Annotated in this window: 15 protein-coding genes; 10 read left to right on the top strand and 5 right to left on the bottom strand. The window is 73.6% G+C overall.

Annotated elements, in window-relative coordinates:
* The first annotated feature begins 16 nt into the window (after window positions 1-16).
* From ACH9EU_RS14005 to ACH9EU_RS13995, 3 genes are read left to right on the top strand one after another with little or no spacing between them, the layout of a single operon-like run.
* Window positions 17-436 (top strand): 6-carboxytetrahydropterin synthase, encoded by a 420-nt coding sequence (locus ACH9EU_RS14005; RefSeq protein ID WP_396414528.1) that lies wholly within the window; start codon window positions 17-19, stop codon window positions 434-436.
* The gene (locus ACH9EU_RS14000) at window positions 433-1,611 is read left to right on the top strand and encodes a glycosyltransferase (protein ID WP_396414527.1); all 1,179 of its coding nucleotides are present in this window, start codon (window positions 433-435) and stop codon (window positions 1,609-1,611) included. The genes ACH9EU_RS14005 and ACH9EU_RS14000 overlap by 4 nt, the downstream gene beginning before the upstream one ends.
* Window positions 1,608-2,459: a methyltransferase domain-containing protein gene (locus ACH9EU_RS13995; protein ID WP_396414526.1), complete on the top strand. Its 852-nt coding sequence runs from the start codon at window positions 1,608-1,610 to the stop codon at window positions 2,457-2,459. The genes ACH9EU_RS14000 and ACH9EU_RS13995 overlap by 4 nt, the downstream gene beginning before the upstream one ends.
* On the opposite strand, the gene ACH9EU_RS13990 is transcribed toward ACH9EU_RS13995, so the two are convergent.
* Window positions 2,452-3,219, bottom strand: coding sequence for a CDP-alcohol phosphatidyltransferase family protein (locus ACH9EU_RS13990; protein WP_396414525.1), 768 nt, complete (start codon window positions 3,217-3,219; stop codon window positions 2,452-2,454). The genes ACH9EU_RS13995 and ACH9EU_RS13990 overlap by 8 nt on opposite strands.
* Before the next feature lie 90 nt (window positions 3,220-3,309).
* On the opposite strand from ACH9EU_RS13990, the gene ACH9EU_RS13985 reads away from it, so the two are divergent.
* The 3 genes from ACH9EU_RS13985 to ACH9EU_RS13975 all read left to right on the top strand — a co-directional run bounded on the left by ACH9EU_RS13985 (window position 3,310) and on the right by ACH9EU_RS13975 (window position 6,374).
* The gene (locus tag ACH9EU_RS13985; protein WP_396414524.1) at window positions 3,310-4,191 is read left to right on the top strand and encodes a lysylphosphatidylglycerol synthase domain-containing protein; all 882 of its coding nucleotides are present in this window, start codon (window positions 3,310-3,312) and stop codon (window positions 4,189-4,191) included.
* A gap of 81 nt (window positions 4,192-4,272) precedes the next feature.
* Entirely contained in the window at window positions 4,273-5,709 is a 1,437-nt protein-coding gene (locus ACH9EU_RS13980) for an ATP-binding protein (protein WP_396414523.1), read from the top strand.
* On the top strand, window positions 5,703-6,374 hold the full coding sequence (locus ACH9EU_RS13975) for a response regulator (RefSeq protein ID WP_396414522.1): 672 nt from the start codon (window positions 5,703-5,705) through the stop codon (window positions 6,372-6,374). Before ACH9EU_RS13980 ends, ACH9EU_RS13975 begins: the two co-directional genes overlap by 7 nt.
* Here the strand turns inward: ACH9EU_RS13975 and ACH9EU_RS13970 are convergent.
* The gene (locus ACH9EU_RS13970) at window positions 6,361-6,666 is read right to left on the bottom strand and encodes a DUF6907 domain-containing protein (RefSeq protein ID WP_396414521.1); all 306 of its coding nucleotides are present in this window, start codon (window positions 6,664-6,666) and stop codon (window positions 6,361-6,363) included. The two genes, ACH9EU_RS13975 and ACH9EU_RS13970, sit on opposite strands and share 14 nt — an antisense overlap.
* 112 nt (window positions 6,667-6,778) lie before the next feature.
* Complete coding sequence (locus ACH9EU_RS13965) at window positions 6,779-7,312, bottom strand: hypothetical protein (RefSeq protein WP_396414520.1); 534 nt, start codon at window positions 7,310-7,312, stop codon at window positions 6,779-6,781.
* A 531-nt stretch (window positions 7,313-7,843) separates the two neighbouring features.
* Here ACH9EU_RS13965 and ACH9EU_RS13960 point away from each other — a divergent pair.
* Window positions 7,844-9,388, top strand: coding sequence for an N-acetylmuramoyl-L-alanine amidase (locus ACH9EU_RS13960; RefSeq protein WP_396414519.1), 1,545 nt, complete (start codon window positions 7,844-7,846; stop codon window positions 9,386-9,388).
* Between the two features lie 565 nt (window positions 9,389-9,953).
* Window positions 9,954-11,444, top strand: a complete 1,491-nt coding sequence (locus ACH9EU_RS13955; RefSeq protein WP_396414518.1) for an NCS1 family nucleobase:cation symporter-1 — start codon at window positions 9,954-9,956, stop codon at window positions 11,442-11,444.
* Window positions 11,445-11,648: 204 nt separating this feature from the next.
* Here the strand turns inward: ACH9EU_RS13955 and istB (ACH9EU_RS13950) are convergent, their stop codons facing one another.
* Window positions 11,649-12,461: an IS21-like element helper ATPase IstB gene (gene istB, locus ACH9EU_RS13950; RefSeq protein ID WP_396414517.1), complete on the bottom strand. Its 813-nt coding sequence runs from the start codon at window positions 12,459-12,461 to the stop codon at window positions 11,649-11,651.
* Window positions 12,461-12,805 carry a Mu transposase domain-containing protein gene (locus ACH9EU_RS13945; protein ID WP_396414516.1) on the bottom strand — a complete coding sequence of 115 codons (345 nt, stop codon included), beginning with the start codon at window positions 12,803-12,805 and terminating at the stop codon, window positions 12,461-12,463. The genes istB (ACH9EU_RS13950) and ACH9EU_RS13945 overlap by 1 nt, the downstream gene beginning before the upstream one ends.
* Before the next feature lie 180 nt (window positions 12,806-12,985).
* On the opposite strand from ACH9EU_RS13945, the gene istA reads away from it, so the two are divergent.
* Window positions 12,986-14,584: an IS21 family transposase gene (gene istA, locus ACH9EU_RS13940; protein ID WP_396412162.1), complete on the top strand. Its 1,599-nt coding sequence runs from the start codon at window positions 12,986-12,988 to the stop codon at window positions 14,582-14,584.
* Window positions 14,581-15,317: IS21-like element helper ATPase IstB (gene istB, locus ACH9EU_RS13935; protein WP_396412163.1), on the top strand; the 737-nt coding region annotated here is incomplete at its 3' end. The genes istA and istB (ACH9EU_RS13935), both read left to right, overlap by 4 nt.

Here is a 15,317-nt window from a genome sequence, read left to right as displayed (position 1 = left end):
ACATCCCAGGAGACCCGTGTTCACCCTGACCGTCCGAGACCACATCATGATCGCGCACAGCCTGCCCGACCCCTTCTTCGGCCCGGCACAGCAGCTGCACGGGGCCACCTACGCGGTGGAGACCACGTGGGCGCGGCCGGTGCTGGACGAGCACGGCGTGGTCATGGACATCGGCGTGGCCTCCCAGCTGCTCTCCGGGGTCCTCGACGGGCTGCGCTACCGCAATCTCGACGAGCACCCCGACTTCACGGGCCGCCTGACCACCACCGAGGTCCTCGCCCAGCACATCGCGGAGCGGCTCGCGGCGGGGGCTGCGGGCATCGTGGGGCTCGACCGCCTCACGGTCACCCTGCGGGAGAACCCGGACGCGTGGGCCTCCTACACGCTCGAGCTGCCCGTGCTCAACGAGCGCGGCGGCCCGGCGCCCGTCCCGTGAGCGTCCCGGTTCCGGCGGTCGACGTCGTGATGCCCGACGACGCGCGTCCGACCGGTGGCTCCCTGTACGACCAGCGTCTCGTGGCCGCGCTGCACGGACTCGGCCACCGCGCCCGCACCGTCCCGGTCGCGGGGAGCTGGCCCCGTCCCGACGCGGCGGACCGTGCCGGGCTGCGGGCGGCGCTGGGCGGGCCGGTGCCGGGGCGGACGGTGCTGCTGGACGGCCTCGTCGGCTGCGCTGCCCCGGACGTGGTGGAGGACGCCGTGCGGGCCGGGATTCCCGTCCACGTCCTGGTCCACCTCCCGCTGCCGGCCGAGACCGGACTGGACGCGGCCGAGGCGGAGGCCTTGGCGGAGCTCGAGGCCGCCGCGCTGGCGGTCGCGTCCGGTGTGCTCGTGACCAGCGACTGGGCCGCCCGGGACCTGCGGCGGCGCTACGGCCTGGACGACGTGTCCGTGGCGGTGCCCGGCACGCACCCCGCGCCCCTGGCCCACGGGTCGTCCCCGCCCCGGCTGTCCTGCGTGGGCTCGCTGACCCCGCTGAAGAACCAGCTCCTCCTGCTGGAGGCTCTCGCCCCGCTGGTCCACCTCGACTGGACCCTGGACCTCGTGGGGGCGCCCGGTCCGCCCGGCTACGTCGGGACGCTGCAGGAGGCGATCGACGCGTTCCCCGCACCGGGTCGCGTCCGCCGCACCGGCCCGCGCACGGGCGCCGACCTGGCGGAGCAGTGGGCGGCCACCGACCTGCTCGTGCTGCCCTCGGCCGCCGAGACCTACGGCATGGTGGTCACCGAGGCACTCGCCCACGGCGTGCCGGCCCTGGTCGCCGCGGGCACCGGCGCGGTCGAGGCCTTCGAGGGCGTCCCCGAGGGCTCCGTCCCGGCCACGGAGCCGGCCGGCGCCGTCCTGGACACCGCGGACCCCACCGCCTGGACCGGGGCGCTGCACGACTGGCTGACCGATCCGGCCGTTCGCGCCCGGTGGACCGCCGCCGCCCGGGCCCGCCGTGAGAGCCTGCGCACCTGGGACGACACCGCCCGCGACGTCCTCGCGGCTCTCGGCCCCGCCCCCGCCCCCGCCCTCGGCGCCCCGACCGCCGTCGCGCCGACCGTCAGCGCCCCGACCGCCGACCCGTGCACCCATCCGATCCCGGACGACAGGAGACCGTCACCATGACCCACCCCGCACCCGACCGGCCCGTGGCCGGTGACTGGCTGGCGCTGCGCGCGCCCGCCGACGCCGAGGCCCGGGAGGACACCCTCCCCCTGATCGAGCGTCTCGTCCGCCACTGGGCGCAGCTCTCCCCGGGCGTCGGCGAGGACGACCCCGTCGTCGTCGTGGACCTGGGCGCCGGGACGGGGGCGAACCGCGAGTGGCTCGCCGCGCACCTGCCCGGTCCGCAGCGCTGGATCCTGCTCGACCACGACCGCGACCTGCTCGAGCAGGCCGTGGCCTCCGCCCGGGAGGACGCGGCGGACGTGGTGCCGGTGCTCGCCGGGGTCGAGCAGCTGGGCCGAGTGCTGGAGGAGCACCCGGCACGCCGCCGCCTGGTCACGTGCTCCGCGCTGCTCGACCTCCTGAGCCGGGAGCAGGTGCAGGAGCTCGCCCGCGTGCTCGCCCGGAACGGCGTTCCGGCGCTGTTCGCCCTCACGGTCGACGGAGAGGTGCACCTCGATCCGCCGCACCACCTGGACGCCCCCGTGCTCGGCGCCTTCGAGGACCACCAGCACCGCGAGGAGCTGGCGGGCACGGACGCCGTCCGGCTCGCCGACGCTGCGCTGCGGGAGGAGGGGATGGACGTCGAAGTGGTGCCCACCCCCTGGTGGGTGAACGACCAGCCGTGGTCCCAGCCGCTGCTGCGGCGGTTCCTCGCCGACCGGGCGGACGCCGCGGTCGAGCACCGTCCCGATCTCACGGCGGAGGCCCACGCCTGGCTGCGCACCCGCCTGGTGGACTGCGCCCGGCACAAGCTCCGTGCCACGGTGGGGCACGCGGACGTGCTCGGCCTGCCGCGGGTCAGCTGAGCCGCCGGCCCGTCCGTTCCAGCCACACGACGTCGCGCCCGAAGGAGACGAGCAGGAGCAGCAGGGCGACGGCCGTGGCGGCCACGGCCAGCGGCAGCGGGATGAGGGGGACCAGGGCGCCGAGCAGCACCCCGCCCTGGATCCCGGCCGTGGTGCGACGGTACCCGCTGTGGGGCAGCGGCCGCCGCCACGTCGGCCGCTGCCGGAGGGCGAGCAGGAACAGGTAGCGCATCAGGCCGATCAGCAGGACCCACCACGCGCCCGGCAGGCCCAGGCGCACGGCCACGGCCACGGAGAGGATCAGCAGCAGGGCCGCGTCCACCTCCTGGTCGAACCGCGCCCCCGCCTGCGTGGCCGTGCCGGTGCGGCGGGCCACCCGCCCGTCGATCCCGTCCAGGACCCAGGCGGGCAGCGCGACGGCGAACACGGCCCAGCACCACGCGTCGGCGGGCCGGTCGGCGATCCGCTCGAGCACGGGGGCCAGTCCCACGGGCAGCAGCGCTGCGCTCACCGCGACCAGCACGGAGCGCGCCACCGTGATCCGGTCGGCGGGCCCGTACGGTTCGTCCAGCCGGCGCACGGTGCTGCGCACCACGGCCCCCAGCACCGTGACGGCCAGCAGCACGGAGACCACCAGCGCGGGGGCCGAGACCTCAGCCGCGAGGCCGACCAGGGCGAGGGCGGCGCCCAGCGCCAGGAACGCCAGCGCACCGTCGCCGCGCGCGGAGGGGAGCGGGCGGGGTGGCCTGGTCGGTGGCATGCGTCCGCCTTCCGGGTCGGGGCCTTCATCCTGGGCAGGGCCGGGCCGCCCCGTCAATCCGCGTCCTGCCGGCGTGGCTAGACTGCGCCCATGCCTGCCGACACCCCGCCCGTGCGCCGACACCGCACGCGCCGCGTGGTGGTGCCGCTGGCACAGGCGCTCGCCGGTCTCGTGCTCCTGGTGGCCCTCTTCCAAGCCCTGGGCACGGAGGCCGCCGTCAGTGCGGTGGGGATCCTCGGCCCGGGGACCGTTGCTCTCGCGCTGGCCGCCGGCCTCGTGGGCACCGCGGCCCAGGCTCAGCGGTGGCGTCTGGTGGCCCGCGGCCGCGGCGCGCGGATCGGGTTCCGGGAAGCCCTCGCCGAGTGCTGGGCGGCCGGACTCGTCAACCTGCTGCTGCCCGGGGGCGTCGCCGGGGACGCCGTCCGGGTGCTCCGCCGCCGGCGCCGGGGGGACACCTGGCCGGGGGCCGGCGGGTCCGTGGTGGGAGAACGGCTGGCCGGAACGTCGGTGCTCCTGGCCGCCGGGACCGTGCCGGCGCTGGCCGTCGGCCCGTGGCTCGCCGTGGTGCTGGGACTCGGGGCGCTGGTGGTCGGGGCGGTGGCCTGGCGCTCGACCCGGGCGTCCCCCGCGGGCGACCGCGCGGCGGTGTGGTTCCTGTCCGTGCTGGTCTGGGCGAGCTACCAGGGCCTGTTCCTCCTGGCGGCGGTCCGCACCGCCCCGCACGAACCCCTCGGCGGCCTGTGGGGCACCACGGTCCTGGGCCTGGCCGGCATGTCCCTGCCCGTCGGCGTGGGCGGCTGGGGGCCGCGTGAGGGCATCACCACCCTGGCGGCGGTGGCGCACGGGATTCCCGCGCAGACGGGCTTCGCCATCTCCCTCGGCTACGGTCTGCTCGCCCTGGCCTCCACACTCCCCGGCGTGCTCGTGCTGGCCTGCTGGCTCCGGCCGGTCCGTGACGGGGCAAGGACGTAGGACGGCCGGCCCGGCGTCACACCCAGGGAAATGCATGGAATGTGACGTCCCGGCGGGTCGGCCGACCGTAGGATCCGGTGCATGCGATCTCCCGCCGTGCCGGTGGACGGCGACCCGGACGCGGACAGCATCCGGTCGGCCGTCGGGCTGACGCTGGCCGGATGGGGGGTCGGTCTGCTGGTGACCGCCCTCGTCCTGTGGAGCCCCTACGTGCTCTTCGGCTACCGCAATCCCTTGATGCACGTGGTCCTGGACTCCGTGGACGCCTGCGTGGCCCTGCTGGCGGCCTACCTCCTGCACGGACGGTTCCTGCGGCGCGGCCGGGTCCAGGACCTGCTGCTGGCACAGGGGCTGGTGCTCCTGGCGGTGGCCGGTCTCGGTCTGACGGCCCTCGCGGAGTGGCTCTCCCACGGGCAGCACGGCACCCTGGACGTCTGGCTCCCCCTGGTCCTCCGGGTCGCCGGTGCCGTTCTCATCACGGCGGCCGCGGTGGTGCGGCCCGGTCGCCGGACCGTACGGGTGGGGTGGCCGTGGACGGTCGTGGTGCCCGCGGCGGTCGTCGTGACGGCGTCCGCGGCCCTGTGGACGTGGCGGGACCGGCTGCCCTCGGCCCTGTGGACGCCGGAGGCGTCCGTGCCGGCCGTGCAGGGACTGCTCACCGGCCACCCTGTGCTGGTGACGGCGCAGGCCGGAACGGCGCTGTGCTTCGCCGTCGCCTCGCTCCTCTTCTCGGCGCAGGCGGCGCGGCGGCCCGACCCCCTCCTGCACTGGCTCGGGCCGGCCTGTGCCCTGGCGGCCTTCGCCCGCGTCAACTACGCGCTGTTCCCGTCCCTGTACACCGACTGGCTCTACGCCGGCGACGTGCTGCGCACGGGGTTCTACCTGCTCCTGCTGGTCGGGGCGCTCCGCGAGATCGAGCAGTACTGGAACGCGTACTCCCGGGCGGCGGTGCTGGAGGACCGGCGCCGGCTGGCGCGGGAACTGCACGACGGCGTGGTCCAGGAGCTCTCGCTCATCCGGATGGCCGGGCACGGGCTGCCCCCGGGGGCCCCGGCCCGGGAACGCATCCTCGGCGCGTGCGACCGGGCGCTGGACGAGGCCCGGGCCGCCGTCCACGCGCTCGGCCACGGCGGTGACGAGACGCTCGGCCTTCTCCTGCACCGCGCCGCCCGGGAGATGGCCCAGCGGCACGGCGTGCGGCTCGAGGTCGTGGTCGACGAGGCTGTCGACGCCGACCCGGAGCAGCGCCACGCGCTCGTGCGCATCGCCCGCGAGGCGGTGACCAACGCGGTGCGCCACGGCCGTGCCGAGCGGCTGTGCCTGCGGCTGGCCCGGGACGGCGACCACAGCAGCCTGGTCGTCGAGGACGACGGAACCGGATTCGACGTCGGACGCGCCACCGGGACGGGCGCCGGGTACGGTCTGATCAGCATGCGGGAACGGGCGCGGTCGCTGCCCGGAGCGCTGGAGGTGCGCTCGGAACCGGGCGTGGGGAGCGAGGTGACGGTCACGTGGTAGACGACGAGGCGGTGGACGGCGGCGCCGGGGAGCGGATCCGGGTCGTGGTCGCCGACGACCACGCACATCTGCGGGCGGCGGTCCGCGAGGCGCTGGAGGCCGACGGCTGCGAGGTGTGCGCCGAGGGCGCGAACGCCGACGACGCCGTGCGACTGGCCGGTGAGCACCGCCCGGACGTGGCGCTGCTCGACATCCACATGCCCGGCAACGGGATCCGGGCCGCCGAGCAGATCAGCCGCAGCCTCCCGCAGACCGCGGTGGTGATGCTCACCCGGTCCGGTGATGACGAGGACCTCTTCGACGCCCTGCGGGCGGGCGCGGCCGGGTACCTGCTCAAGGGCGCCGATCCGGCGACCCTGCCGGGGGCACTGCGCGGCGTCCTGGCGGGGGAGGCGGCAATGACCCCCGCGCTCGTCACCCGTGTCCTGCAGGAGTTCCGGGCACCGGGCCGCCAGTTCTTCCGGCGGGGGTCGCGGGCGGCGGCCAAGCTCAGCCCGCGCGAGTGGGAGGTCATGGAGCTGCTCGCCGAGGGACGGTCCACCGAGGAGGTGGCGACCAAGCTCTTCGTCTCGCCGACCACGGTGCGCGTCCACGTCTCGGCGGTGCTGCGCAAGCTGCGGGTCAAGGACCGGGAGAGCGCCTTCCGCGTGCTCAAGGGCGAGTAGGACCCGCCCCGGTCCGGGCCAGCTCCACCAGCGCGGCACCGAGGGCCGCAGCCTGGGCCAAGGTGCACTCCGTGCCCCCGACCAGCACGTACGGGCCGTCCACGGCGCCCGTGCCCGGGTCGACCGACATGCCCAGGCGCGCCACGACGCCGGGGGCCACCGTCAACGGTTCGCCCACGTGCACCCAGTCCTCCTCACCGAGGTGGACGCCGTGGCCGGTCACGCACCAGGGCGGGCAGAGGCGGCGGGTGCCGTGCCCGGGGTGCTGCCGGTGGCGCTCGGTGCCGGTCACGAGCCCTCCTCTCGGGCGGCGGGGACGTCCTGCGGCGTCGCCGCCGGACGGACGAGGAGGGCCCCGAGCCTCGTCGGCCCGGAACCCTCCTCGGTCGGTGTGGCGCCGGTCGTCAGACGACCGGGGTGATGGCCAGTTCCCCGATCAGGTTCCCCCCGACGAACAGGAAGAGGCCGGAGTCCAGCACTTCCGTCTCGCCCACGACCAGGTTGATGGCCGTCCATCCGGTGGCGCAGGAGCCGACGGCAGGGCCGTCCCGCTCTTCCTCGACAACGGGATCGCCGCCGTCGTACCCGCTGAGGACGAAACCGGTGATCTGGTTGCGCTCGCGGGCGATCGCGCTGACCACTCCGCTCGTGGTGGTGGTGGTCGTGCTGGCGCGGGCCTGCGTCTGGGGGCCCGCGTCCCGGTCACAGGTCCAGGTCGCCTCCGTCGCGGACACGGTCTGCGCCTTGAAGTTCACCGCGGCGGCGTTGTCCTGGAGCTGCTTGTTGTTCCACCCCGCGGCCAGCTGCACGTCGCCCTTGCCGACGAAGCCGTTGCCCGTTGCCGCGTCGAACGTGACCGCGGCCGAGGCGGGTGCCGCCACCGCCAGTGACGCTGCGAAGGCGGTCGCCGTGATGGTTGCCAGAATGCCCTTGTTCATGATGTTCCCCCGTAAGTTCTGCCCCAGTGACGGAGCCCCTCCCCGCGGACCCTCAGGCACCGCGGGGAGGAGGCCGCTGGACGGCTGCTTCTCCGATCCGCAGGGACGCCGGCGCCTGCGCCGACACGTCCACCCGAGGTGGCCCCTGCGGTGCGACGAGCCCCCCGGCCCGCCGCGTACTTCGAGGCTATGACCGGGGCAGACCCCGCAGTAGACGGTGCGGCGTTCAAACGCCTGAACACCGGCTCCTGGGGCGTTCAAACACCTGAACGCCCCAGCAGGAGGAAGCTGGGACGACTCTTCGCGCCCGGCCACAGGCATCACAGCGCTGACGCAGGTCGCACAGCGCAGTCGCAGGTCGCACAGCGCAGTCGCAGGTCGCACAGCGCCGGGAAGCGCAGGGGTGATTGTGCTGGTCCGCGGGTCGGCCCACACTGTCCCCACGAGCGGGGGGTGCGACGTGCCGGCGGGAAGCGGCGGCACGCGATCCGGAGCCCTGTGCGCAGCGATCGATCACTCCAGGAGGAACCCATGCGCCGTCTTCTGAAACTCCTCGTGCACGCCGTCGTCGCCGGCCTCGTGATCTCGCTGGCCGTGGTGTGGTCCGGGCCCGCGGTGGCCCGGACGGTGCCGGAGACGCTGGCCGACCGGCGACCCGCGCAGACCGGGCCCGTGACGACGGAGTTCGGGATCGACCATCTCGGGGTCATCTGGAAGACCCCTGCGGGTCACGAGCACGCGGACGAGCGGGGACGGACCGAACCCCACGGTGCGGTGCGACTGCTCGGGGACGACGGGTGGGGGCCGTGGATCGACCTGATCGAGGACGGCATCCAGGCCGAGGGCCAGTGGGCGAGCGGGCTGGTGCCCGGCAACGGCGCCAAGGGATACCAGGTCCGGGGCATCCCTGCGGACGCGGTGGACCCCCAGGTGGTGCACATCAACACCACGGACGGTCCGCCCATGGTGGTGGGCCGGGAGGGCGGCGGGGCCGCCCAGGCCCTCACCAGCAGCCAGTGCCGGTCACGTGCCGACTGGGGGGCCGACGAGGCCCTGCGCCACGACGCCTCCGGCAACGAGGTGTGGGCACCGCAGTTCCACGACGCCCAGGTGGCGACCGTCCACCACACCGCCACCACCAACAACGACCCCGACCCGGCCGGAACCGTCCGCGCCATCTACCGGTACCACGCGGTCGACCAGGGCTGGGGCGACATCGGCTACCAGTACCTCATCGACGAGCAGGGCATCGTCTACGAGGGCCGGTGGTCGGGCACCGCCAGCACGTCGTGCGGCACCGCGAGCGGTGACGGCAGGGAATTCGGCCATGAGTCCGACGTCGACAAGGACATCGACAACGACAGCGTCTTCGACGAGATGGTCACCGGAGCCCACACGGGCGGCTGGAACTCCGGGAACCTGGGCGTCGCCCTGCTCGGGGAGTTCACCACCCACCGCAGGTTCGGCGCGGAGCCCAAGGCTGCGGCCGTGTCCACGCTCGAGCAACTGCTGGCCGAACTGGCGGGGCGCCACGGGCTCGACCCCCTGGCCGAGGTCGTCTACGTGAACCCGGTCAACGGTGAGAAGAGGACGGTCCCGACCATCGGCGGGCACCGCGACTACCAGGCCACCGAGTGCCCCGGGGCACGCCTCTACGCCCTGCTGCCCTCCATCCGCCTCCACGTCGCCGACCTGTTGGCGTCCTCGACGGACGGCGGGACGACGCCCGACGGCGGTTCCCTGCGGGTCGCGGACCTCGACGGCGCCGCGGCGGCGGTCGCGAGGAACCAGTGGCAGGCGACGGTCACGACCACCGCTGTCGACGACGCGGGGCTGGCCGTGGCGGGCGCCGCGGTCGAGGGCACGTGGACCACGACCGGTACCGCTGTCTCGTGCACGACCGGGGCGGACGGCAGCTGCGCGGTCCAGAGCCCGCGGCTGTCCAAGGGCACCGCCTCGGCGGCGTTCCGGGTCGACGCCCTGCGGTTCGACGGGCTGGCCTACGACGCCGCCGGCAACGACGATCCCGACGGCGACTCCGACGGCACCACGATCACCGTGGCACACCCCGGCTGACGACGAGGCCCGGCGGGCGGCAGCGGCGGGAGTCCGGTGCCTCCGTGGCCTGCCGCCACGGCATCTGAAGCAGGGGTTCGGCGCCCGCCGCCTCGACCGCCCGCACGGGACCATCTCGGGGATCCGGTCCGCCGAGGCCCACCGGGGGCCTGGCTGACCGGTGCGCTCGCTGTCGGAGAACCGTCGGCGAGGACGTAGTCGAGGCCTCGCCCTCACGAGCGTTCCGGCGGTGCCCCTGGTTCCTCGACGTCAACGCACGCGCGGCCGGACCAGTGCCTGTCCGGCGAGCCGGGGGAAGACGGAGACCGCGCGAGCGGTGGTCCCACGCGCTTCCGGCGCAGACCCGGCCCTCCCCGCAGGGGGCGTGCGGGTCTGGCTCGACGTCCGACGGTCGGCCGTCTCGAGCGCGCAGGCCTCCGCCTCCGAGGACGGGCGGTCGTCACAGACATGAAATGTCCCTTTCATCATTGACAGCCTGTGATGCGCATCATATTTTTGTGGAACGAAAGAACTCTTTCACATCCCGAAATTATGCTCATGCTAGGTGCACGGAAGGGACCCAGCCATGACTCTCCTCAACAACGACCTCGAGGACGCCGCTCTCGCCGTCCGGGCCGCGGACCCGTCGCTCCACAACGAGGACCTGGCGCCCCTGCCGGCCTCGCGGCGGACCTGGGGCTGGTTCGCGATCTTCAACGTCTGGTCCAACGACATCCAGAGCCTGGCCGGCTACACGCTCGCGGCGAGCCTGTTCATCACGGCCGGCATCAACGGGTGGTTCGTCTTCGCCGCGATCCTCCTGGCCGGGTTCGTCGTCAAGGTGCTCGTGGACCTCAGCGGCCGGCCCAGCGTGAAGTACGGCTTCCCCTACCCGGTGCTGGCCCGGGCCTCGATGGGTGTGCGCGGGGCGCAGTTCCCCGCGATCGTCCGCGCCGTCGTGGCGATCTTCTGGTACGGGGCGCAGACGTACTTCGCCTCCACGGCCATCGCCCTGGCCCTCAACGCCGTCCTGGGTTCCCCCGGCGGCCCGCAGTTCCTGGGGATGGACGGGATCTCGTGGATCTCCTACGTCGTCGCCTCGGCGCTGCAGGTGGCGCTGTTCCTCGGCGGCGTCGAGCGGATCGCCAACTTCCTCAACATCGCCGGGCCGGCCGTGTACCTGGTGATGATCGCCCTGCTGGTGGCGATCTGGGTGCAGCTGGGCAGCGATCTGCCGCGGGCGGTCGGCACGGTCTTCTCCTCCTCGGACGTCACCGGCTGGGCGGCCGTCGCCGCGTTCGTGGGGGTGACGGGCACGATGATCGCCTACTTCGCCGCCGTGGTGATCAACTTCGGCGACTTCGCCCGCAACGTGCGCTCCGAGCGGGCCATGCGTTTCGGGAACCTCACCGGCCTGCCGCTGAGCCTGGCGCTGTTCACGTTCCTCTCCGTGTTCATCACCGCCGGCGCCTACCTGCTCTACCAGAACGGTGAGGGCGAGCCGCTCACCAACCCCGCCGACATCGTCGCCGCCGTCGACAACGTCCCGCTGACGGTGCTCGCGGCGGTGACGTTCCTCGTGGCCACGCTCGGCATCAACGTCGTCGCGAACTTCATCCCGCCGTCGTACTCCCTGTCCAACATCAACCCGGCCAAGATCTCCTTCCGCCGGGCGGGCATGATCACGGCGGTGGCCGGGTTCGTCATCGGAGCCCTGTGGGTGGCGGTGATCTCCAGCATCGGCCTGCCCCGGTTCGTGGACACGCTCGGCGCGGTGCTCGCCCCGCTCTACGGCATCATCGTCGCCGACTACTACCTGGTGCGTAAGCAGAAGCTGAACCTGAACGACCTCTACTCGGCCGACCCGCAGGGGACCTACTGGTTCACCAACGGCTGGAACCGTCGTGCGGTCCTGGCCTTCTCCCTGGCCGCCGTGTTCTCGGTCCTCACCGTGTGGCTGCCCCAGCTGGCCCAGTTCAGCGGCTTCGCCTGGTTGTTCGGCGCCGCCCTCGGCGGACTCTTCCACTGGCTGGCCATGTGCAAGGTCTCCATCCGCACCTCCCACGACGACATCTGAGCGACCTGGAGCGCGGGCTGTCCCTTCTCGGGCAGCCCGCGCTCTCGTGTGGGGTCTTCCCGTGCCGTGCAGGTGGCCGGGAGTCAGGAGGTGCCCGGCAGGCCGGGCGCCGGCGCAGCTGCACCGATGGCGTCACCGATGTCGGTTCCGCTCGAAGTTTGAGCTGTTCGTCCGTGTGAAAAGTGAGCACCTCGCGGGGTTGTTCTAGTCTGCCGGTCCGGTCTCGGTGACGGAAGGCAGTGTCTCGATGCTGGTGTGCCGGATGCGGTAGCTGGTGCCTTTGGTGGTGATGATCTCGGCGTGGTGGACGATGCGGTCGATCATGGCCGCAGCGATGGTGGTGTCCCCGAAGACCTCGCCCCAGCGGGAGAAGGGCAGGTTCGAGGTGATGATCAGCGAGGCCTTCTCGTAGCGGGTCGAGACCAGTTGGAAGAACAGGTTCGCGGCCGCAGCCTCGATCGGCACGTAGCCCAGCTCGTCGATGATGACCAGCGGGATCCGGGCGATCTTGGCCAGCTCCGCCTCCAGGCGCCCGGTCGCGTGGGCGGCGTGCAGGCGGGTGACCCAGCCGGTGGCGGAGTTGAACGCGACCCGGTGACCGGTCCGGGCCGCGGCGATCCCCAGCCCGGTGGCCACATGGGTCTTGCCGGTGCCTGGGGGCCCCAACAGCACCACGTTGCCGGCCTGCACCAGGTACGCCCCGGCTTCCAGGCGCGCGATCAGCCCCCGGTCCAGGGAGGGCTGGGCCGTGAAGTCGAAGTCGGTGAGCGTCTTGATCGCCTCGAACCCGGCGGCCTTGATCCGCAGCGCTGCTCCCGAAGCGGCCCGGGCCGCGGCCTCGGTCCCCAGTACGGCGGCGAGGTACTCCTCCAGGCTCCACTGCTGATCCCGGGCGGTGTCGGCGATCCGGGCGTAGTCAGCGGCGATCCGGGGGGCTTTCAGTTCCCGGGCGTGGTGGAGGATCTGCTTGTCCGCATCCGTCAGCGCCCGCGGGGCCGAGCCGGTGGCCGGGCGCATCAGGCGACCTCGATCCCGAACAAACGGTCGTAGACCCCGAGATCGGCGACCTCGACCTGTCCGCCCGCAACAGCCTCGGCAGGGGGCTGTTGGTGGGTCCGGCGCATGAGGGCCGCGGCGGCCACGTGGGCGGGGTCGGTGATCGTGGCACCGGATCCCCAGACCCGCTGATGGGCGGCCACGGTGCGCCCAGCACAGGTGACGGTGACGGTGTGCAGGTCCACGACCACCTCGACCAGGCGCCCGATCGCCCCCGGGTGCACGGAGTAGGCGGCCCCGGCGGCGGTGACGTAGTAGTCCCGAGCCAACCGCGTGGTGAACCGGTGCCCGACCACCGGGTCCACCGGCTGCTAGCGGACATGCCAATCTCCCTGTAGGCGGACACGTACCTCCCTGCTGACGGACAGTTGATCTCCCTGTCCTGGGCCACGGGGCCGGGCTCGTGTCGGTCCCCACGCAGACGTCCCTCCGGGGGTTCGCTCGAGGTCTCTGACCACCTGGAGCACCACCCGCCGGAGGGACGCATGAAGAAGTCTGACAGGGAGATCATGGAAATTCTCGAAGCCTATGACGCCACCGGCTCGGCGCACTCGGCCGCGGCCCTGGCCGGGGTCGATCCGAAGACGGTCCGTCGCTACGCCGCCGCTCGGGACGCGGGCCGGCCGGTGACGGGGCCGGGTCGGCGTCCCCGGATGATCGACGTGCACCTGCCCAAGATCGAGGAGTGGGTGGAGCGTAGCCAGGGCACGGTCCGCGCCGACGTCGTCCACGCCCGCCTTGTCGCGGTCGGATTCTGCGGGACCGAGCGCACCACCCGGCGGGCGGTGGCGCAGGTCAAGGCGGCCTGGCGGGCCGGGCACCGGCGCACCTACCGGCCCTGGATCACCGAGCCGGGTTTGTGGCTGCAGTTCGACTGGGGCGAAGGCCCGAGGGTCCCCGGCCCCGACGGCACCCCGCGGCGCACCTGGCTGTTCTGCGCCTGGCTGGCGTGGTCGCGGTTCCGGGTGGTGATCCCGGTGTGGGACCAGACCCTGCCCACGTTGATCGGGTGCCTGGATGCGACCCTGACGAGGATCGGCGGGGTGCCCACCTACGTGCTCACCGACAACCCCAGGACCGTGACCGTCGATCACGTCGCCGGGGTGCCGGTGCGGCATCCGCAGATCGTTCAAGCCGGCCGGCACTACGGCACCCAGGTGCACACCTGCGTGCCCTACGACCCGGAGTCCAAGGGCGGGTCGGAGTCCACGGTGCGCATCGCCAAGGCCGACCTGGTGCCCACCGAGGCGAACCTGCGCGAGCACTACGCCTCCTTCGGGCAGCTCGAGGCCGCCTGTGCGGCGTTCTGCACCAAGGTCAACGGGCGCACCCACCGGGAGACGGCCCGGGTGCCCGACCAGGCGCTGGTCGAGGAGCAGCAGCGGTTGCACGTGCTCCCGGTCGCCCCGCACACGGCGACCCTGGGGGTGACCCGCACGGTGGGCACCGACCAGACCATCCGGTTCGGCTCGGTGCGCTACTCCACCCCGCCTGGACTCGTGGGAGCCGAGGTGTGGGTGCGGGTCGCCGGAGAGGAGCTGGTGGTCGTGGCCGACCTCGACACCCTCGCCGTGACCCCGGGCTGGGCTGCCGGGCGGGCCGGGCTCACCGAGGTCGCCCGCCACCGGCTCTCGACCCCGGGCAATCCGCGGATCGACCTGGCCCACTACCCCGACCACCCGCAGGACCCCGCCGGCGCCCCACGTCCGCCCCGGCCGAAGGCCCGGTCGGCGGCCGAGGCCGAGTTCCTGGCCCTGGGCGCCGGCGCCCAGGCCTGGCTGATCGAGGCCTCCGCGGCCGGGGCCACCCGGATCCGGGCGAAGATGGCCGCCGCCGTCGAGCTCGCCGCCCTCACCGGGGCCGGGCCCGTGGACGCCGCCCTCGGGATCGCCGCGGCCGCTGGGCGCTTCGGCGAGGGGGACCTGGCCGCGATCCTCGACCACCAGGCCACCGGGGCCACCGCCGCCGGGCTCGTGGCCGCCGACGAGACCCACTCCGCCCAGCCCGGCACCGCCGCCTGGGCCGCCTTCGGCGCCCCCACGACAACCAGCACAACCGACAGGACCGAGGAGACCGCCCGATGAACACGACCACCACCGCCCCGCCGGCCCCGCCGCTGCCCGAAGACCTCGCCGCGGTGCTCAAACGGATGCGGATGCCCTACCTGCGCGCGGCCGCCCCCGACGTGCTGGCCACCGCCCGCTCCCAACGCTGGGACCCCACCGAGGTGCTGCGGGTGCTGCTCGCCGAGGAAGCCCGTGGGCGCGACGAGGCCACCCGTACGGCCCGCCGCAAGGCCGCCGGCCTGCCCGCCGGGAAGACCTTCGACTCCTGGCGCGAGCACGACTCCTCGATCCCCGCACCGACCCAGTCCGCCCTGGCCACCCTCGAGTGGGTCGGTCGTGCCGAGAACCTCGCGATCTCCGGGCCCTCGGGCACCGGCAAGACCCACTTCGTCGAGGCCCTCGCCCACCACGTCATCGACGCCGGCATGCGGGTCTCCTGGTTCACCCTCGAGTCCCTCACCGCCGCGATCGGGCGCGCCGCCGTGGACGGCTCGATCAGCAAGACCATCAACCGCATCACCCGGGCCGAGCTCATCGTGGTCGACGACATCGGGATGCTGCCCTCCGGCCAAGCCGCCGCCGAGGCCTTCTACCGCCTCGTCGACGCGACCTACGAACGCCGCAGCCTCGCCGTCACTTCCAACATCCACCCGGCCGGGTTCGACACCATCATGCCCAAGACCCTGGCCACCGCCGCCGTCGACCGGCTCCTGCACCATGCCCACGTGATCATCACCGAGGGCACCTCGCT

Source organism: Kocuria rhizosphaerae (assembly GCF_044462265.1).
GTDB lineage: Bacteria > Actinomycetota > Actinomycetes > Actinomycetales > Micrococcaceae > Kocuria > Kocuria rhizosphaerae.
Note: the sequence above shows the minus strand (reverse complement) of the source record. Positions and strands in the feature narration are given on the sequence as shown.

Excerpts from the sequence above, each read along its gene's own strand:
- istA (WP_396412162.1), top strand. The coding sequence starts at position 12,986 with ATGAAGAAGTCTGACAGGGAGATCATGGAAATTCTCGAAGCCTATGAC.
- ACH9EU_RS13995 (WP_396414526.1), top strand. The coding sequence starts at position 1,608 with ATGACCCACCCCGCACCCGACCGGCCCGTGGCCGGTGACTGGCTGGCG.
- ACH9EU_RS13990 (WP_396414525.1), bottom strand. The coding sequence starts at position 3,219 with ATGCCACCGACCAGGCCACCCCGCCCGCTCCCCTCCGCGCGCGGCGAC.
- ACH9EU_RS13960 (WP_396414519.1), top strand. The coding sequence starts at position 7,844 with ATGCGCCGTCTTCTGAAACTCCTCGTGCACGCCGTCGTCGCCGGCCTC.
- ACH9EU_RS13985 (WP_396414524.1), top strand. The coding sequence starts at position 3,310 with ATGCCTGCCGACACCCCGCCCGTGCGCCGACACCGCACGCGCCGCGTG.
- istB (WP_396414517.1), bottom strand. The coding sequence starts at position 12,461 with ATGCGCCCGGCCACCGGCTCGGCCCCGCGGGCGCTGACGGATGCGGAC.
- ACH9EU_RS13965 (WP_396414520.1), bottom strand. The coding sequence starts at position 7,312 with ATGAACAAGGGCATTCTGGCAACCATCACGGCGACCGCCTTCGCAGCG.
- ACH9EU_RS13955 (WP_396414518.1), top strand. The coding sequence starts at position 9,954 with ATGACTCTCCTCAACAACGACCTCGAGGACGCCGCTCTCGCCGTCCGG.
- ACH9EU_RS13980 (WP_396414523.1), top strand. The coding sequence starts at position 4,273 with ATGCGATCTCCCGCCGTGCCGGTGGACGGCGACCCGGACGCGGACAGC.